The 15,664-nt window shown below is 67.8% G+C and carries 23 protein-coding genes; 10 read left to right on the forward strand and 13 right to left on the reverse strand.

Annotated elements, in window-relative coordinates; all coding sequences use genetic code 11:
- Together JD292_RS08370 and JD292_RS08375 are read right to left on the reverse strand one after the other, a co-directional pair.
- Window positions 1-948, reverse strand: coding sequence for a methyltransferase family protein (locus JD292_RS08370; protein ID WP_200132298.1), 948 nt, complete (start codon window positions 946-948; stop codon window positions 1-3).
- A 24-nt stretch (window positions 949-972) separates the two neighbouring features.
- A complete protein-coding gene (locus tag JD292_RS08375; RefSeq protein WP_200132299.1) occupies window positions 973-1,488 on the reverse strand; it encodes a hypothetical protein in 516 nt (171 codons plus the stop codon).
- Between the two features lie 306 nt (window positions 1,489-1,794).
- Here JD292_RS08375 and JD292_RS08380 point away from each other — a divergent pair, with 306 nt between their 5' ends.
- The 4 genes from JD292_RS08380 (at window position 1,795) to JD292_RS08395 (ending at window position 5,528) form a co-directional block, all read left to right on the forward strand.
- Complete coding sequence (locus JD292_RS08380; RefSeq protein ID WP_200132300.1) at window positions 1,795-2,679, forward strand: ABC transporter substrate-binding protein; 885 nt, start codon at window positions 1,795-1,797, stop codon at window positions 2,677-2,679.
- A 36-nt stretch (window positions 2,680-2,715) separates the two neighbouring features.
- Window positions 2,716-3,735, forward strand: coding sequence for an amino acid ABC transporter permease (locus JD292_RS08385; protein ID WP_200132301.1), 1,020 nt, complete (start codon window positions 2,716-2,718; stop codon window positions 3,733-3,735).
- Window positions 3,735-4,511 (forward strand): amino acid ABC transporter ATP-binding protein, encoded by a 777-nt coding sequence (locus JD292_RS08390; protein ID WP_439649268.1) that lies wholly within the window; start codon window positions 3,735-3,737, stop codon window positions 4,509-4,511. Before JD292_RS08385 ends, JD292_RS08390 begins: the two co-directional genes overlap by 1 nt.
- A 429-nt stretch (window positions 4,512-4,940) precedes the next feature.
- On the forward strand, window positions 4,941-5,528 hold the full coding sequence (locus tag JD292_RS08395) for a hypothetical protein (protein ID WP_200132302.1): 588 nt from the start codon (window positions 4,941-4,943) through the stop codon (window positions 5,526-5,528).
- Here JD292_RS08395 and tagD read toward each other — a convergent pair.
- A complete protein-coding gene (tagD, locus tag JD292_RS08400; protein ID WP_200132303.1) occupies window positions 5,518-5,916 on the reverse strand; it encodes a glycerol-3-phosphate cytidylyltransferase in 399 nt (132 codons plus the stop codon). The genes JD292_RS08395 and tagD overlap by 11 nt on opposite strands.
- A gap of 112 nt (window positions 5,917-6,028) precedes the next feature.
- On the opposite strand from tagD, the gene JD292_RS08405 reads away from it, so the two are divergent.
- Window positions 6,029-6,247, forward strand: a complete 219-nt coding sequence (locus tag JD292_RS08405; RefSeq protein ID WP_200132304.1) for a hypothetical protein — start codon at window positions 6,029-6,031, stop codon at window positions 6,245-6,247.
- On the opposite strand, the gene JD292_RS08410 is transcribed toward JD292_RS08405, so the two are convergent.
- Window positions 6,244-6,459, reverse strand: coding sequence for an SCO4848 family membrane protein (locus JD292_RS08410; RefSeq protein WP_200132305.1), 216 nt, complete (start codon window positions 6,457-6,459; stop codon window positions 6,244-6,246). The genes JD292_RS08405 and JD292_RS08410 overlap by 4 nt on opposite strands.
- A gap of 71 nt (window positions 6,460-6,530) precedes the next feature.
- On the opposite strand from JD292_RS08410, the gene JD292_RS08415 reads away from it, so the two are divergent.
- Window positions 6,531-6,929 carry an acyl-CoA thioesterase gene (locus JD292_RS08415; RefSeq protein WP_200132306.1) on the forward strand — a complete coding sequence of 133 codons (399 nt, stop codon included), beginning with the start codon at window positions 6,531-6,533 and terminating at the stop codon, window positions 6,927-6,929.
- Window positions 6,930-6,995: 66 nt separating this feature from the next.
- Here JD292_RS08415 and JD292_RS08420 read toward each other — a convergent pair whose 3' ends face one another.
- Together JD292_RS08420 and JD292_RS08425 are read right to left on the reverse strand one after the other, a co-directional pair.
- The gene (locus JD292_RS08420) at window positions 6,996-7,457 is read right to left on the reverse strand and encodes a GNAT family N-acetyltransferase (protein WP_369411201.1); all 462 of its coding nucleotides are present in this window, start codon (window positions 7,455-7,457) and stop codon (window positions 6,996-6,998) included.
- Window positions 7,454-7,744 carry a cupin domain-containing protein gene (locus JD292_RS08425; RefSeq protein WP_200132307.1) on the reverse strand — a complete coding sequence of 97 codons (291 nt, stop codon included), beginning with the start codon at window positions 7,742-7,744 and terminating at the stop codon, window positions 7,454-7,456. The genes JD292_RS08420 and JD292_RS08425 overlap by 4 nt, the downstream gene beginning before the upstream one ends.
- Before the next feature lie 280 nt (window positions 7,745-8,024).
- Between JD292_RS08425 and JD292_RS08430 the strand changes: the two genes are divergently transcribed.
- Window positions 8,025-8,600, forward strand: a complete 576-nt coding sequence (locus JD292_RS08430; RefSeq protein ID WP_200132308.1) for an HdeD family acid-resistance protein — start codon at window positions 8,025-8,027, stop codon at window positions 8,598-8,600.
- Window positions 8,601-8,688: 88 nt separating this feature from the next.
- Here JD292_RS08430 and JD292_RS08435 read toward each other — a convergent pair whose 3' ends face one another.
- The 4 genes from JD292_RS08435 to JD292_RS08450 are packed head-to-tail and all read right to left on the reverse strand — an operon-like array spanning window position 8,689 to window position 11,364.
- Complete coding sequence (locus JD292_RS08435; protein WP_200132309.1) at window positions 8,689-9,147, reverse strand: SseB family protein; 459 nt, start codon at window positions 9,145-9,147, stop codon at window positions 8,689-8,691.
- Window positions 9,148-9,157: 10 nt separating this feature from the next.
- Window positions 9,158-9,784, reverse strand: coding sequence for an energy-coupling factor transporter transmembrane component T family protein (locus tag JD292_RS08440; RefSeq protein ID WP_200132310.1), 627 nt, complete (start codon window positions 9,782-9,784; stop codon window positions 9,158-9,160).
- Entirely contained in the window at window positions 9,781-10,500 is a 720-nt protein-coding gene (locus tag JD292_RS08445) for an energy-coupling factor ABC transporter ATP-binding protein (RefSeq protein ID WP_200132311.1), read from the reverse strand. Before JD292_RS08445 ends, JD292_RS08440 begins: the two co-directional genes overlap by 4 nt.
- A 12-nt stretch (window positions 10,501-10,512) precedes the next feature.
- Window positions 10,513-11,364 carry a biotin transporter BioY gene (locus tag JD292_RS08450; protein WP_369411202.1) on the reverse strand — a complete coding sequence of 284 codons (852 nt, stop codon included), beginning with the start codon at window positions 11,362-11,364 and terminating at the stop codon, window positions 10,513-10,515.
- A 156-nt stretch (window positions 11,365-11,520) separates the two neighbouring features.
- On the opposite strand from JD292_RS08450, the gene JD292_RS08455 reads away from it, so the two are divergent.
- Together JD292_RS08455 and JD292_RS08460 are read left to right on the forward strand one after the other, a co-directional pair.
- Window positions 11,521-12,078, forward strand: a complete 558-nt coding sequence (locus JD292_RS08455; RefSeq protein WP_200132312.1) for a TetR family transcriptional regulator — start codon at window positions 11,521-11,523, stop codon at window positions 12,076-12,078.
- 130 nt (window positions 12,079-12,208) lie between these two features.
- Window positions 12,209-12,586, forward strand: a complete 378-nt coding sequence (locus tag JD292_RS08460; protein WP_200132313.1) for a hypothetical protein — start codon at window positions 12,209-12,211, stop codon at window positions 12,584-12,586.
- A 46-nt stretch (window positions 12,587-12,632) separates the two neighbouring features.
- Here the strand turns inward: JD292_RS08460 and JD292_RS08465 are convergent, their stop codons facing one another.
- On the reverse strand, window positions 12,633-13,229 hold the full coding sequence (locus JD292_RS08465) for a response regulator (protein WP_369411210.1): 597 nt from the start codon (window positions 13,227-13,229) through the stop codon (window positions 12,633-12,635).
- Here JD292_RS08465 and JD292_RS12465 point away from each other — a divergent pair.
- The gene (locus JD292_RS12465; protein WP_369411203.1) at window positions 13,116-13,346 is read left to right on the forward strand and encodes a hypothetical protein; all 231 of its coding nucleotides are present in this window, start codon (window positions 13,116-13,118) and stop codon (window positions 13,344-13,346) included. The two genes, JD292_RS08465 and JD292_RS12465, sit on opposite strands and share 114 nt — an antisense overlap.
- 218 nt (window positions 13,347-13,564) lie before the next feature.
- On the opposite strand, the gene JD292_RS08470 is transcribed toward JD292_RS12465, so the two are convergent.
- Both JD292_RS08470 and JD292_RS08475 read right to left on the reverse strand, forming a co-directional pair.
- Window positions 13,565-14,881, reverse strand: a complete 1,317-nt coding sequence (locus JD292_RS08470; RefSeq protein WP_233613880.1) for a lytic polysaccharide monooxygenase — start codon at window positions 14,879-14,881, stop codon at window positions 13,565-13,567.
- 230 nt (window positions 14,882-15,111) lie between these two features.
- Window positions 15,112-15,630, reverse strand: coding sequence for a DUF4190 domain-containing protein (locus tag JD292_RS08475; protein ID WP_200132314.1), 519 nt, complete (start codon window positions 15,628-15,630; stop codon window positions 15,112-15,114).
- Between the last annotated feature and the right edge of the window lie 34 nt (window positions 15,631-15,664).

Genomic DNA, 15,664 nt, shown 5'->3' on the forward strand with positions numbered 1-15,664 from the left:
TCAGGTGGTCGAGTGCTCGCGCGGCGCGCTCGGCACCCAGCAGCGCACCGAGTCCCGATAGGCGACGTATTCCGCGCCGAAGCGCCGCTCGAGGTCCGCCTCCTCCACGGGGCGAATGCCCCAGTTCCAGAGGAGTGACCCCGCGAGGGCGTAGACAACGACGAGCCACGAACCCAGGATCAGCCCGACCGCGACGCCCTGCGCAATCCCCGCAACGGCCATGGGGTTGCGCACGAATCGATAGGGGCCGGAAACGACCATCCGGCGGGCGGTCGCGATCGGGAGCGGAGTGCCCTCCCCGCGAGAGGACATGGCCCCCGCCGACCAGAGCCCCAGGGCGCTCGCCGCAGCGAGGAGCACCCAGCCCGCGATCCGCACCCACGCGGGCACGGGAGCCGACAGCCCCCAGCGGGCCTCGACCCAGGCGATCCCGAGCGGCACGAGCACGAGCGCGATGCCCCAGAACACCACGAGCTGAGCGGCGGTGAGGAGCACGTGGCCCGCGGTCCGGCGCGGTCGCGATTCGGTGATCCGGAACGGACCGGTGAGCAGGAGTTCGGTGGGGATTCGGCCGAGCTCGATGAGGAGGGCAGCGCTGACGCTGCACGCCGCTGCCGCCAGCATGAGCAGGGCGCCCCAACCGGCCAGCCCCGTGATCGTCGCGTAGGCGCCCATGCCGAGGGAGACGAGTGCGGTCCAGCCGGTCGCGAGCCGTACGGCCCAGCGCCCGCCGAGCGGGGCGATCGCGGCGAGCGCCGAGGCGATCACGAAGAGGGGAACGTCGAGAACGGCGACGAGAACGGGGTCGAAGCCACCGAGCGTCGCTTCGCGCACGAAGTCCCAGGTGAAGACCGTGATCCACCAGATTGCACCGGCCGCGGCCTGCGCCGCGAAGTACCCTCGCCCGATCCACCGCAGGTACGCGGTCGGAAAGGTGTGGAGGGGCATAGGCCCGAGTCTATGGGGAGAGCGCTAGGGTCGATCCGGTGACTCGGGGGACTCCGCACTTCCGGACCTTCTGAACGCGTCACGCATGTGGTCGCTCGTGAGGAAGTCCGCGATCCCGATCATGATCAGGCTGAAAATGATCTGCTCGGTGATCATCCAGCCGGGATAGAGTCCGGGGATCGCGGCCATCACGAGCGTGATAACCGGGAAGATCTGCGAGAACAGCCGGAGCCGCTGATACCCCCAGCGCCATCCGAGGGTCGCCCTCCAGAAGAAGTAGAACAGTGTCGCCGTCATGCCGAGCACCACGACGGAGCGCATCCACACGGCGAACGGCACCTCGACGCCGTTGAGGGCGAGAACCACCGCGATCACCACGGCCCCGAGCCCGATCACGAGTTCTGCAGCGAGCAGCCAGCCGATCCAGCGGAAGGCGCGCCTGGTGCGTGGGTGTTGAACCACCTCGTCGGGGACGCGCACACCAGCCTGCCGCCCGCCGGCGATCCGATCCAGCCGGAGAAAGAGGTCTTCGAGTGCCACGGCGCCAGAATACGCCCGCGCCGTCCCGGCGGGGGCGAATATCCGGCATCCGGGACGAAGATCAACCGAAGTGTTGATCGGGCGGCGGGCCGCTGGCGCGGCGTCGTGATCGAAACGTGATGGGGTCGGGTTCCCGCGTATTCGCGCGGTTTCTCGCATGAACACGCGGATCTGCTCCCGCGGCTCAAGTGCCTGTATGGACCGGGGTAGATACTCTGTAAGTAGTGGCGGTTACGCCGTGCCATACACTCAGAGCGAGATTTCGCACCCAGAAGTCACCCCCGTATCTCAAGGGAGAGATTCACCATGAAGATCCGTTACACGATTCCGGTTCTCGCGGCGGCCGCCGCGCTCACGCTCACCGGCTGCGTGACCAACACCGAGGGCCCCGCGGTCGAGAAGTCCGATACCTCGGCGATCAAGGTCGATGAGAAGGCCGCCGCACTGCTGCCCGAAGACATCAAGAAGTCCGGCGAGCTCACGATCGGCACCGACGCCTCCTACCCGCCCAACGAGTACAAGGACTCGAACGGCGAGATCGTGGGCTGGGGCGTCGACCTCGCCGATGCCGTCGCCGCAAAGCTCGGGCTGAAGCCCAAGTGGGAGGAAGCGGGCTTCGACACGATCATCCCGAGCATTCAGGGCGGGAAGATGGACATGGGATCCTCCTCCTTCACCGATAACGCCGAGCGGCAGAAGAGCGTCGACTTCGTGAACTTCTACGAGGCGGGCGTGCTGTGGGCGCAGCAGAAGGGCAAGTCGGTTGATCCCGCGAACGCGTGCGGCATCAAGGTCGCCGTGCAGTCCGGAACCTTCGAGCACACGGACGAGCTCCCCGCGAAGTCCAAGGAGTGCACGGACGCCGGGAAGAAGGCGATCGAGATCATGCCGTTCGAGGGCCAGGCGGAGGCGACCAACGCCGTCGTTCTCGGCCAGGCAGAGGCCTTCAGCGCTGACTCGCCCGTGACGCTCGCGGCGATCGCCGCGCGCAGCGACAAGATCGAGGCCGCAGGCGAGACCTTCGACGTTGCCCCCTATGGCTACGCGCTGCCCAAGGACTCGGAGCTCACGAAGGCGGTCCAGGCCGCACTGCAGTCGCTCATGGACGACGGGAACTACGAGAAGATCCTCGAGAAGGCCGGCGTTGCGGACGGTGCGATCAAGGAAGCGACGATCAACGCGGGCAAGTAGCCCCGGATCGCGCCCCTGACGCAGAATCCCACTGCCATGTCTGACAACGTCACTGGGACTTCGGGGTCTGCCCCGAAGTCCCAGCCGTTCTACGAATCCGAGCCGATTCAGGCGATCAAGCTGAAGCACCCCGGCCGGATTATCTTCGCGGTGATCCTCCTGATCCTCGCGGGACTCTTTGTGTACGATGCCGCCAACCGTCCGGCGTTCGACTGGGCCGAGGTCGGCAAATACCTCTTCGACACCCGGATCGTCGCCGCCGCGGGGTACACCCTGCAATTGACGGTCTACTCGATGGTGATCGCGATCGTGCTGGGCGTGACCCTCGCCGTCATGCGGCTCTCGCCGAACCCGGTCGTGAAGTCGATCGCGTGGGTCTATCTCTGGGTCTTCCGCGGGACCCCGGTGTACGTGCAGCTCACGTTCTGGGGCCTGTTCGCGGTGATCTACCCGAAGCTCGGGATCGGCCTGCCCGGAATCCCGCCGCTGTTCGAGTTCGACACGAAGACCGTGATGACGGCGTTCTCGCTCGCCATCATCGGCCTCGCGCTGAATGAGGCGGCCTACATGGCGGAGATCGTGCGCGCCGGCCTCCTGTCGGTGGACAAGGGTCAGGATGAGGCGGCGGTCGCGCTCGGCCTCGGCTGGTGGCACACGATGACGCGCGTCGTGCTCCCGCAGGCGATGCGCGTGATCATCCCGCCGACGGGCAACGAGGTCATCTCAATGCTGAAGACAACCTCGCTCGTCACGGCCGTGCCGTTCACGCTCGAGCTCTTCACGAAGCAGCGCGATATCGCGGCGGTCACGTACAAGCCGGTGCCGATGCTGATCGTCGCGTCGATCTGGTATCTCGTGGTGACATCGATCCTGATGGTGGGCCAGTACTACCTCGAGAAGCATTTCGCGAAGGGGGTCGGGCAGCGGCCCGACGTCATGCGGCCCACCGTCGAAACCGGCGTGATCGGCGTGCTCGGCGAAGAGGATCCCGAGCTCGGTCGCGGCCAGACCGGCCGTGGCGGCAGCGGACCCACGAGTGCGAGAGGGGCTGAATAATGACCACCACGAATGAAACCCCGATGGTCAAGGCCGAGGGCGTCTCCAAGTCCTACGGCTCCAACCTGGTGCTCAAGTCGATCTCGCTCGAGGTGAAGCGCGGCGAGGTGCTGTGCCTGGTCGGGCCGTCCGGCTCCGGCAAGTCCACGTTCCTCCGCTGCATCAACCACCTGGAGACCGTGAACGCCGGCCGCCTGTTCGTCGACGGCGAGCTCGTCGGCTACCACCAGCGCGACGACAAGATCTACGAGATGCACCCGCGCGACGCGGCGAAGCAGCGACGGGACATCGGCATGGTGTTCCAGCGGTTCAACCTGTTCCCGCACATGACCGCGCTGCAGAACGTGATGCTCGCGCCGGATCTCCTGAAGAAGGGCAACAAAGCGCAGCTCAAGGCGCGCGCCATGGAGCTCCTCGCTCGGGTGGGCCTCGCGGATCGGCACGACTACTACCCGGCGCACCTCTCGGGCGGCCAGCAGCAGCGCGTCGCGATCGCCAGGGCGCTCGCGATGGAGCCGAAGCTCATGCTGTTCGACGAGCCGACCTCCGCGCTCGATCCCGAGCTCGTGGGCGAGGTGCTCGACGTCATGAAGGGGCTCGCCGAGAGCGGCATGACGATGATCGTCGTCACGCACGAGATGGGTTTCGCCCGCGAAGTGGCCGACGAGCTCGTGTTCATGGACGGCGGCGTCGTGGTCGAGTCTGGCGATCCGACCGAGGTGCTCACGAACCCGCAGCGGGAGCGTACGAAGGCGTTCCTGTCGAAGGTGCTGTAGCGCGCTAGGCGCGGCGCAGGGGGTGGATCCGGATCGGGTCCGCCCCCTTTTGCGAGTTGCGGGGGAGCACACCAATGGGCGGTTTGCTCCGCTGTATCTGAGGCGATTCCGTCGACTCCCGTTTCCGCCCTCGATCTCTTGTGACAGGATCACTGGCAAGCCAAGACGAGGGCACTGAATTGGGTATCAAACGTTTTCTCTCATTCCTTTGTGATTGCGGGCATGCTGACTGTCGGTGTCCTCGCAGCCTCATTGGCAACAGAGGCCCCTGATGAATTCTGACGGCATCGTTACGGACGCACCGGTCGAGACCCGGCAGGCGTTCCTTCAATACGTGCAGGATCGCGTTAAGAAACTCGATACGGGCCGGAGTACATCCATCCGCGCTGGAGCTCAGGCAAGTGGGAGATTGAAGGAGTCTGCTGCGCAATGAATCCGATCGCCTTGCCACTTGCAATTGCGCTGTCAACGACGTCTTGGCTCACAGTGTTGCCTGGCCTTGGCGAGGGGGAGCACGTTGAGCGTTCGTTGATGGTATTTGACGGGATTGTCACGGACGCGGACGTTTCCAGTCGCGATGAGTTCGACGAGTTTCTCCGCAAGAGGGAACTGCAACCAGACTCCGTCCGCAGTGATCCGAACGGACCAACCCTGTGGATTGCAGCGCCTCCGCCCGAGTGGAAAGACGTGGGGAACGTGGGGGCGGTTCCCTTGTGGGTCGAAGGAAAGGTCTGGGTGGTCGGCGGAGTGCTGACGAATGCGATCGACCGAGACCCCGATGCGTTGAACGCTCTGAGGGAGTCGCAGAGCGCGAAGTACTCCGCGTTTGACGTCGACAAGAACAAGATCACCACCCTGTGGGTCGTGCAAGAGTCTCAACAAAGTGCGTCGTCGAGTGTGGACGAAGAGGCGTCACCGGGAGTACAAGCGGATCGACTATCTGGGGATGCGACCTGGCCGCAAGCCCCGAGTGGTTGGCTAGCTCGATACTTCATCGAGCGCCTGATCAGGCGTTGACGCCGAGGTCCTTCTTGATCTTGGTCGTCGAGACGCCCTCGGTGCGGTCGAGATAGACGACCTCGCAGTAGTCGCGGAGCACCTCGAAGCGGGGATCGCCCTCCCAGTCGCCGCCCATCACCACGGTGTCGATCTCGTACTTCTGCACGTCGCGGATCTTCTGATCCCACGCCTCCTCGGGGATGACGAGGTCGACGTAGCGCACGGCCTCGAGCATGTTCTTGCGGGTTTCGAAGTCGTGGTAGGTCTTCTTGCCCTTGCCCGCGTTGAACTCCTCGGTCGACGCGGCGACGACGAGGTAGTCGCCGAGCGAGCGGGCACGGCGCAGCAGCCGGATGTGACCCCAGTGGAGGAGATCGAAGGTGCCGTAGGTGAGGATCCGCTTCATCCTCCCAGTGTATGGCGGGCGCCTCTGAGCAGCCATTCCGCTCGCGGACGCGGCAACGTAAGGTGGAGGGAGGACGCCGTCACGGCGTCCGTGAGCATTCGAGGAGGACGCCATGCAGTCAGAGGAAGATCGGAAGGTTCGGGACACGATTTCGGACCCGGCTCACACCCCCGGTGACGGCTGGGCGGAGGAGGGCGGTGCCTCGCACTACGGGCCCGCAACGCACACGAAGGATGGCACGCTCGATGCGGAGGCCGAGCGCGAGCGCGCGGAGGTCGCCGAGGAGAACTTCGGCGAGGTCGATGAGGCCGAGCGCGGGAGCGCGTCCTAGCTCACCAGGAGCAGGATCCCGGCCACCGCGGAGACGGCGGCGATGAGCAGGGCGATTCCGATCAGCACGGCGTGCACGGTCATGAAGCGGGTCGGGCGCCCCTGCTCGTCGCGTGCGCGCGGATCGGTCTTGATGCGGGTCCAGAACCGCGGCCACACCACCGCGTTGTAGACGGCGTTGAGCAGCAGCATGACCCCGGCGAAGACAGACATGCCTCAAGCTTAGGCGGACCGACCGCCGTGTTTCTGGGGCGAAGGGCACAGCGGGGTCTAGGCTTTCCGGCATGAGCGAATACCGGCACATCGTGCGCAAGTGGGTCAAGCCCGAGGACCTCAACCAGCACGGCGCGCTCTTCGGCGGCCGGCTCCTGCAGTGGGTCGACGAGGAGGCCGCGATCGTCGCCGTCACTCAGCTCGGCACGATCGATGTGGTGACCAGGCATATGTCCGCGATCGACTTCGTCTCGCGGGCCGATCGCGGAGACCTGCTCGAGCTTGAATACCGCGTGGTTCGCTTCGGCAGGACGAGTGTCGTGCTCGGCTGCCGCGTGGAGAACGCGGTGACCGGCCAGGAGGTGCTCACCCTCTCCGAGATCGTGTTCGTCGCCGTCGATGCCGATGGCAACCCGGTCGCCCACGGCCGCACGACCACGACGCCGGGCACGGAGCGCCTGCGCGGCTGATCGCGCGGACCCCGACGCGACGAATCCCCGCCGAACTGCGCACTCGACGGGGATTCTGCTCGGGAGCTACTCGGCAGCCGCGGGGGCGAGGTCGTAGGTCACCCAGGGCGTCTGCTTCGCGACGCGGTCGTAGAGGCTGCGCGCGGTCGCGTTGCTGTCGGCCGTGATCCAGCGCACGAGGGTCGCGCCCTCGTCACGTGCGATCTCCGCGAGGCGCGCGAGAATCGCCGATCCAGCGCCCGAACCGCGCGAGGCCTCGGAGGTGAACAGGTCGTCCAGATACAGGCCAGATCCCCCGTCGATGGGACGCGCGAAGCGGCGGTAATGGCCGATCCCCACGGGAACGCCGTCGAGTTCGGCGATCAGGCCGCGAGTCTCGTGGGCGTCGTCCTGCAGCCAGCCCCAGACCGTTTCGAAGACGGCCGGGTCGTGCGGCTTGTTGTAGAAGTCGCGGTAGCCGCGGTAGAGCGTCTGCCACGCCTCCCGGTCGCCGGGCGCAATCGCCCGGACCAGAACTTCGTTGCTCACGCGAGCTTCTCCACCTCGACGAAGACGACGTCGGAGTCGGAGTAGCGGTTCTCCACCTGGTGCTCGGAGCCGGAGGGGCGCGTGTAGCTCGCGCCGGGCACGAGTTCGGCGACGATCTCGCTGCCGTCGGCGTTCACCACGTGCATGCGGTCCTCGACCATGGGGACGACCACGTATTCGTAGTCGTGTCGGTGCATCGGGATCACACCGCCGGGTTCGATCGTCCACTTGGTGACGCGGAAATGTTCGTTCTCGAGCTGCACTTCGCCGTGCGATCCGTTGCTCATGATCCTCCTCGGTCATTCGACTGCGGGCGCAATCAGCGCCCACTTGCCACCCTATGACCTCGACCGGGTTGGGCGCGAGGGGGGCAGCGCGCTGCGGGGAGTCAGGCGCGAGGGGGACAGCGCGCTGCGGGGAGTCGGGCGCGACAGCAACGACGCGCTGTGGGCCTCCCGGTCGAAAGCGCGGCGAAAAACCACACGCGTCTTCACGCGGGCGTACCATGTGATCAGGGGAGATCGTTGGGATTTCGCCGATCGAACGAAGTGGAAAGAGGGATCCGAAATGACTGGAACCGACACCCAGCGGACACCGAATCGCATTGGCGAGGGCTTCAGGGTCGCCCTCGGAATCGGTGGCCTGGTGGCGATCGTGCTCGGCCTGCTCATCATGTTCTTCCCCGGCAAATCGGGCGAAATCACGATGCAGATCGTGGCGGCCATTACCGCGGCGTACGCCCTGGCGATCGGCGTCGTGTACCTGGGAACCTCCATCTTCGGCCGCGGTATCGGCGGCTGGGCCCGCACCGGGCACATCATCCTCGGCCTGCTCTACGTCGTCGGCGGCGTCGTGATGATGGCGAACCTCGGAGCGACCGCCGTTGTGCTGACCGTCTTCCTGTCGGTGACGATCGGCATCCTGTGGATCGTCGAGGCGATGCTCTCGTTCTCCGTCGCGAGCCAGTCGGAGAGCAAAGCGTGGGCGATCATTTACGGCATCATCAGCCTGCTGGCCGGCCTGACGCTCATTTTCTCGCCGCTCCTCGGCGCCGTGACGCTCTGGATCCTGCTCGGTGTTTCGATGCTCGTGCTCGGCGTGGTGCAGGTCATTCGCGCGTTCCAGGAGAAGCCGCGTATCTGACCGCCTCGCAACACACGAGGTGAACACGGCGAGGGGTGGATCCGGATGGGGATCCACCCCTCGCCGCGTTTCACGGGAAACGCGGGAGCTAGCGCAGGGCCTCGAGGGAGGCCGCGGTGATCTCGTCGTCGCCAGCCGCGAGGGTCACGTACTTGCGCAGGAGCACGAGCGCGGAGGACGCCTTGTCGAACTCCGCGGCGACGAAGCGGTCCGTCGCGATGAGTTCGAGCGCGGATCGGCCGGGCATGACCGCGCCGCGCACCTCGCCGCGGCGCTCGGGCGCTGAGATCGCGCGCAGCTCGTCCATCGAGGTGAACAGGGGGAGCACGAGCTGGCCCTTCGTGGAGCGGATCGTGCGGAACCGATGCCCCTTCTTCTTCCCCGGCGATCCCGTGACGTCGGCGACGAGGTATCCCTCGCGCAGCGACGTGAGGAACGCGGCGAGGCGCTCGTAGTCCGGCGTCGCAGTGAAGGCGCGCAGGGCCTCCTGCGCCCCCTCGTTCACATAGTCCGCGTGGATGTCCTCGGGGATCTGGGGGTCCTTCATGCCCTCGATTCTAGGGGCGCGCGTCCTCGTCGCCGATCCCGCGGGCCGCGAGCGCCTGTCCCGTGGCCTGCGCGTGCCCGACCGTCCGCACCACCATCGGTACGAGCCGTGCGCGCGGGCTGCGCTCGAGACCCCGTGCGCGGGCGGCGTCGCCCGTCTCCCGAGCGACGCCGATGATGCTCGGAATGGCCCTGATCACGAGCGAGAACGCGAGCGCGACCCTGTCCGGATCGACCCCCAGCGGGCGCAGCGGCCGGAGTGCCCAGGAGATGGTGTCGAGCATGTCGTCGACCGCGGTGCTGGCCGTGAACGCGCTGGCCGCGAGGATGAGGGCGAGGAGGTCCGCCACGGTGGAGACGCCGCGTTCCCAGCCGTGCTGCCAGGTCTGAAAGGCGAAAAGCGGGACGCCAATGAGGAGAAATCCCCTGGTCGCGCGCCAGAGGGCGCGGCCACGCAGGCCCGCGACGATCGCGCACGCGAACGCCACCGCGAGGAGCGCGCCGGCCCAGATCGGCCCGGGTGTCGCGACGACCGCGGTCGCGAACAGGAACAGCCCGAGGAGCTTCGCGCCCGGCCGCATTCGATGGAGCGGCCCGCTGCCGGGCAGATACGCGCCCAGCGGGTTGAACGTCGTCATGGGCCCTCGTGCTCCGTCGCGCGCGCCGGCGCCTCCGCGAGCGCGCGGTAGTGGGCGATCGCGGCGTCCGGTTCGCCGTCGAACACCACGCGGCCGCCATCCACGACGAGCGTGCGGTCCGCGCGGGCCGCGAGCTCCAGATCGTGCGTGACGAGCACGAGCCGCTGCGGAATCGAGAAGAGCAGATCCCCGATCAGGCGGGAGTTCCGAAGATCAAGAAGCGTCGTCGGTTCGTCCGCGACGAGCACCGAAGGATCGGTGGCGAGGACCGAAGCGATCGCGAGCAGCTGCTTCTGCCCGCCGGAGAGCGCGTGCACGCTGCGGTCCGCGAGCGCTGCGATTCCGAACCGGTCGAGGACCGCGCCGGCCGCCGCGAGCCGCTCGCGCTTCCCCCGATGCGCACGGCGCAGCGAGAGCGCGACGTCCTCGATCACGGTCGGCATGATGAGCTGCGCTCCGGGATCCGTGAAGACGAACCCGACCCGCCGCCGCACCGCGGCGCCGTCGCGGGCGGTGTCGAGCCCGTCAACGCTCACACTGCCGGCCGCAGGTTCGATGAGCCCGTTCAGCAGGCGCGCGAGGGTCGACTTGCCCGAGCCATTGCCTCCGACGATCGAAACCCGCGCCTCGCCGAGATCGAGCGTGGTCGGATGCAGCACCGTCGCCTCGCCGGCCGCGCCGGGAACGACCACTGAGGCTCCGCGCAGACTGATCACCGGTTCACTCTCTCACGCGCGCGCTGCCGAGGACTCGGTTTCGCCCGGGAGGGGCGCGGCGCTCGAGGTGCGCTGTGCCGCGCGGAGCGGGAGCAGCGACGGGAAGGCGCGGTGCACGGCCGTCGCGATGATCGCCATCAGGAGGTTCTTGATCACGTCACCCGGCCAGAACACCAGATCCGCGAGGAACGCCTGCTGCAGCGTCAGATCGAGACGCCAGGACATGCCCAGGATGCCGAGGGGATGGATGAAGATGAAGCTCGCGGCGAGGCCCGCGAGGAAGACGAGGGGGATGCTCGTCGCGATCCGACGGCGAGGGAGCCGCTCGACAATGAATCCCGTGGCCGCCGCGGCGAACGGGAAGGCGACGAGGTAGCCGACCGAGGGGCCGGCGAACGGTGCGAGGCCGGCCGCGCCGCCGGTGAAGATCGGGAGGCCGATCGCGCCGAGCGCGAGGTACAGCGCGACGGAGAGGAACCCGCGGCGGGCTCCGAGCACGGCGCCGGTGAGCATGACCGCGAGCGTCTGAAGCGTGATCGGGACCGGTCCGACGCTGATCGCGGGGAGAATCGCGCACACCGCGAGCAGCGCAGCGAAGGTGGCGATCAGGGCGAGGTCCGTCGCGGTGCCGCGCCGGCGCCGGGCGGGGCGGGACGCTGCCCGCGGGGCGGACTGCGGATCCTGGGCGGTTGCGGGCCGCGCGGGGCTCGTGGACTCGGAGGCGGGCAGGGCGGCAGGTGCGGCCGGGGCGGCTGGGGCGGCCGGGGCGGCCGGGGCGGCCGATGCGGCCGGGGTGGCTGGTGCGGCAGAGGCGGCAGGCCGGCCGGCGGCCTCGGGCTGCGACGCGGCGTCGTTGGGGGTCACATCGGCTCCTTCGGTGAGCGGTGCCGGCCAGGCGGGGGGTGCCTGGCCGGCGGGGCGGCTCCTGCGTGCCGGTCGCCCGAACATCGATCACAAGAACGCTGTTCACCTGAACACTGTTCTGGTGAACGATGTTCAGGTTACCGATAGGCTGGGGAAATGCGCAACTCCCTCGCAGACGTCGTCTCCGCGGCGTTGCGTGTGCTGCACGAGCACGGGCTCGAAAGCTGCTCGATGCGACGGGTCGCGTCCGAGCTCGACGTACAGCCGAGCGCGCTCTACCACCACGTGCCCAACAAGCAGACCCTGCTTTCCCTGATGGCAGACGAGATCGTGAGGGAAGTGGGAGCGCGCACAACGGATCCGCGCGAGTTCTGCCGCGAGCTCAGGGCCGCACTCCTCAGAATCCGCGATGGCGCCGAAGTCGTCGCGACGGCCGCCGCCTTCCGGCTCGGCTCCTCCCGGATCGAAGAGCACCTCACCGAACTCGTCGGCCCGGACGGGGCGCTCACCCTGATCCTCTACACGTTCGGGCACACGCAGTCGACCCAGACCCATCAGCAGGCCGAGGAGATGGGGGCGCTGATCGCGAGCCAGAACCCGGCAGCGACGGACGATCCCGGCGATGTCGACGCCTCGCGGGCCGGCACGGCCGCCCTGGACGCCTCGTTCGAGCGGGGGCTCGACATCATTCTCGCGGGACTGCGCTCGGTCTGAGCCCGGCTGGCGGCCGAGTCCTCTGGCGAGGCGGTCCGGGCGATTTCGATCCGAAGCACGGCACGTGAACGAAGATGAAAACTCGTGAAGAATCCCCGATCGGGGGAGCCGGGCTGATACCGTGATCCGCGTGAAGACAGTGAAGAAACTGGGGTACGTCGCCGCGGCCCTCGCCCTGTCGGCTTCGTTCGCGGGCTGTGGAATGATCCCGAACCCCATCTCCCAGGGTGGCGGGACGCCAGCTCCCCAGGAGGGGAACTCGGCCGAGCAGGAGGGCGGCGACACGACGGCGTCGGGTTGGCCCGAGGTGAATCGCCAGGCCTTTCTGAAATCCTGCGAGGCCACGTCGGGTGGGAAGAGCGCCTACTGCGAGTGCGCGCTGCAGGAGTCCGAGAAGAACTTCACCTTCGACGAGATGCAGAAACTCGAGCGCAGAGCAGCGACCGATCCGAGCGCCGTCGACGAGATGCAGGGCGTGATCCAGACCTGCGCGCACCTGGCGTCCTAGCTACCAGAGTGCCTGGCGTCCTCGCTCCCTGAACTCGGGGAGGGGATCAGCGGTCCTTGTGGGACGTCCGGCAGGCGTACAGCACCGCCTGCACGCGATCCCGCAGGTGGAGCTTCTTGAGGATCCGGCCGACGTGGGTCTTGACCGTTGATTCCGAGAGGGTGAAGCGCTCGGCGAGCTCCGTGTTGTTCAAACCCTCGCCGATCGCGCCCAGGATCTCTGCCTCCCGCGAAGTGAGCTCGCCCAGGTGGCAGCCCGGGGCGCACGGGCTCGGGAGCCGGTGAACGAAGCGGTCGATCAGACGGCGAGTGACGCGGGGCGAGACGACGGCATCGCCGGCGTGCACGGCCCGAACCGCAGCGCACAGTGCGTCCGGTCCCGCGTCCTTGAGGAGAAACCCGCTCGCGCCTGCGCGCAGCATCCCGAAGGCGTGATCGTCCACGTCGAACGCCGTTATGGCGATCACCCTCGAGCAGGTGCGCTCGCCGCAGATCCGCTCGGTCGCGACGATGCCGTCGGTCCCCGGCATGTGGACATCCATGAGAATCACATCCGGATCGAGCTCATCCGAGAGCTGTACGGCCTGGGCGCCGTCCTCCGCCTCGCCGATGACCTCGAAGTCGGGCTCGCCGTCGAGGACCAGGCGGAGGCCGATCCGGATGAGTTCCTGATCGTCAACGAGGAGAATTCGGATCGGATCCGGCGTCGTGCGGGGGCCGGGCGGCGAAGGCTCGCGAGCGTGGAGCTGCTCAGTGGGTGAGCCTGTGGCGGGGGCCTGCTGGGCGGGAGACGGTGCGGCGTGCGGGGGTGATTGCGAAGTAATGGTGGTTCCTCTGTGTGCGCCGACCGGGCCCGAATTTCATGGGGGAGGGTGGGCGTGCGCCCCGACCCGGCTGGCAGGTTTGATACCGTAACCAACCGGATCGGGGCGATTTCCGCGAACGCGACGAATGCCGCGAATATCGCGGTGGATCAGGGCTATCCGACCCGCTTCCAGAGGGAGGGGGCAAAGATCCAGCCCGGATTCCCGCATCCGCGGTAGTCCTGAATGGCGACGTAGATCGCGCCGTTGTGGCTGACGCGTTCACCCTTCTTGTACGCCGCGATGGAGGACCACGGCCTCACGACGCCTGCCGTTGCAGGGGCGGGAGCGGGCGCGGGCTTTGCCGGGGTGGTGACCGGCTTCGGAGCGGGTGCGGGCGCCGGTGCCGGTGCCGGTGCGGGCGCCGGTGCAGGGGCGGGAGCCGGAGCGGGTGCCGGCTGGGCGACCGGCGCGGTCCGCGTCGTCACGACGAAGGGCTCGCTCGGCTGCGAGGCGTTGCCCGCGGCATCGATCGTCACGACGAAGTAGGCGTACTTGGTGTCGGGCGTGAGATTCCGATCGAGGTAGCGGGCCTTCGAGGTCGTTGCGATCCGCTCGGGGCGTGCGCCCCGGGTGGAGCGGTAGACCGCGTAGCTCTCGTTCGCGCCGTCCTCCGCGGAGAACCACATGAGATCGACGCTCGTCGCGGTCGTACCCATCGAGTGCAGGGACTCGGGCGAGGCGGGACCCTTGCTCGGCAGCTCCGGCTTCGACGCCGCGGGAGCGGGGGCGGGAGCGGGCTGAGCAGGTGCGGGGTGCGAGGTGTGCGCTGGCGGCGCAACGGTGACCGGTGCCGGGGCCTGGGTGGCCTGCGCCTTCCCCGAGATGTGCAGGTCGATCACGCTGTAGAAGGCGTTGCCCGTGTCGGCAACGTCCCAGACCGCGTACAGGATGTGATCGCCGACGTGATCCGCGGGGAGCGTGACCTGGTGCGTGCGGCCGCGCGGCGCCGGGGTGCCGTCGTGCGTGAAACTCGTGAGCGGCTGCAGGGCCGAACGCGTGAGGGGCTTCGACTGGTCCCAGCCGTTCTTCGTGATGTAGTAGTGCCACTGCGAGGTGCGGTGGGGAGCGGTGTACTCCCATCCGATGTTGAGGGTCTGGCCGACGGTGACCTCGTTCTCGACCCAGCGCTCCGGGCTCTGTTCGTCGAGCTTCACCGATCGCCAATTGCCCGCGGAGGCGAGCTTGCCGTCGACCGGCCCGCCGGTCGCCGGGTTGAGGCTGAAGCCCTTCGGTCCCTCGACGGACTGCGGCTCCGAGGCGATCGGGCCGAGATCGCGGTTCGACTTCATGGCCGCGCGGGCAACGACGTCGGAGAACTCGCTGCCGACGTAACCGTGAGCGTTCGCCACTGCTGCTCCGCCGAAGAGCATCGCGCCGATGAGCGCGGTGCACGCCCCTGCCTTCGCGACTGATCTGATGTTTCTGTTCATGCGCTGCGTTTCCTTCACTCTGAAGCTGTTTCGCTCGCCGGGGCGCGGGATCGGCGCCGGCGACTCAACGATTGCGGAATACGAGACGTTCCGAATCGCTCCCGAGCATGAACTTCGGCGTCGTACCCGAGTGCGATTCATGGGGCGAATGCACCTGTAGAGCGACGGAAACGCGTGTGCCCCGGCCAGAAACGGCCGGGGCACACGAAGGATTGCAGAGCGCGAGGGCGCTAGAAGCTGTTTCCCTGCATCGCCCCGATCACGCCGAAGATCGCTCCGAGCGTGCAGCTGATGATGCCGAGCGTCAGGCCCCAGACCGCGAGCGCACGACCCCGCCTGATGTTGCCGCGCGTCGCCGAGAGCCCGATGCTCGAGAATACGATCGAGATGAGCGAGGCGAGCGGGAGAATGAAGCCCGCGATGCTGAGGATGAATCCGGTGACGGCCATGCCGCTCCACCGCGCAGGATCCGCCTGGGGCATCTGCTGCGAGAACCCCGGGGCGACCGGAGCAGACGGGTGCTGCTGCGGGAGCGGCGGCGCGGGCGGGGCATACTGAGGCTGCTGGGTGGCGTACTGCGGCGCAGCGGGCGCAGCGGGCGCAGCGGGAGCCGCGTACTGGGGCACCGAGGGGGCCGAGGGTGCGGCCGGGCGAGCAGGGGGCGCCGGAGGCACCAGGGGTGCCGTGTGCTGCGGCGCCGCGGGATCCTGGGGGGTCTCGCCGTACTGACCCGGGTTCGTGCTGCTCATCGGGCGCACCTTTCCTATCTGTCTGAACTCACGA

The sequence above is a fragment of the Leucobacter edaphi genome (assembly GCF_016522535.1).
Lineage (GTDB): Bacteria > Actinomycetota > Actinomycetes > Actinomycetales > Microbacteriaceae > Leucobacter > Leucobacter edaphi.

Excerpts from the sequence above, each read along its gene's own strand:
- JD292_RS08425 (WP_200132307.1), bottom strand. The coding sequence starts at position 7,744 with ATGAGCAACGGATCGCACGGCGAAGTGCAGCTCGAGAACGAACATTTC.
- JD292_RS08475 (WP_200132314.1), bottom strand. The coding sequence starts at position 15,630 with ATGAGCAGCACGAACCCGGGTCAGTACGGCGAGACCCCCCAGGATCCC.
- JD292_RS08435 (WP_200132309.1), bottom strand. The coding sequence starts at position 9,147 with ATGAAGGACCCCCAGATCCCCGAGGACATCCACGCGGACTATGTGAAC.
- JD292_RS08415 (WP_200132306.1), top strand. The coding sequence starts at position 6,531 with ATGAGCGAATACCGGCACATCGTGCGCAAGTGGGTCAAGCCCGAGGAC.
- JD292_RS08370 (WP_200132298.1), bottom strand. The coding sequence starts at position 948 with ATGCCCCTCCACACCTTTCCGACCGCGTACCTGCGGTGGATCGGGCGA.
- JD292_RS08380 (WP_200132300.1), top strand. The coding sequence starts at position 1,795 with ATGAAGATCCGTTACACGATTCCGGTTCTCGCGGCGGCCGCCGCGCTC.
- JD292_RS08430 (WP_200132308.1), top strand. The coding sequence starts at position 8,025 with ATGACTGGAACCGACACCCAGCGGACACCGAATCGCATTGGCGAGGGC.
- JD292_RS08405 (WP_200132304.1), top strand. The coding sequence starts at position 6,029 with ATGCAGTCAGAGGAAGATCGGAAGGTTCGGGACACGATTTCGGACCCG.
- tagD (WP_200132303.1), bottom strand. The coding sequence starts at position 5,916 with ATGAAGCGGATCCTCACCTACGGCACCTTCGATCTCCTCCACTGGGGT.
- JD292_RS08385 (WP_200132301.1), top strand. The coding sequence starts at position 2,716 with ATGTCTGACAACGTCACTGGGACTTCGGGGTCTGCCCCGAAGTCCCAG.
- JD292_RS08395 (WP_200132302.1), top strand. The coding sequence starts at position 4,941 with ATGAATCCGATCGCCTTGCCACTTGCAATTGCGCTGTCAACGACGTCT.
- JD292_RS08470 (WP_233613880.1), bottom strand. The coding sequence starts at position 14,881 with ATGAACAGAAACATCAGATCAGTCGCGAAGGCAGGGGCGTGCACCGCG.
- JD292_RS08440 (WP_200132310.1), bottom strand. The coding sequence starts at position 9,784 with ATGACGACGTTCAACCCGCTGGGCGCGTATCTGCCCGGCAGCGGGCCG.
- JD292_RS08455 (WP_200132312.1), top strand. The coding sequence starts at position 11,521 with ATGCGCAACTCCCTCGCAGACGTCGTCTCCGCGGCGTTGCGTGTGCTG.
- JD292_RS08410 (WP_200132305.1), bottom strand. The coding sequence starts at position 6,459 with ATGTCTGTCTTCGCCGGGGTCATGCTGCTGCTCAACGCCGTCTACAAC.
- JD292_RS08390 (WP_439649268.1), top strand. The coding sequence starts at position 3,735 with ATGACCACCACGAATGAAACCCCGATGGTCAAGGCCGAGGGCGTCTCC.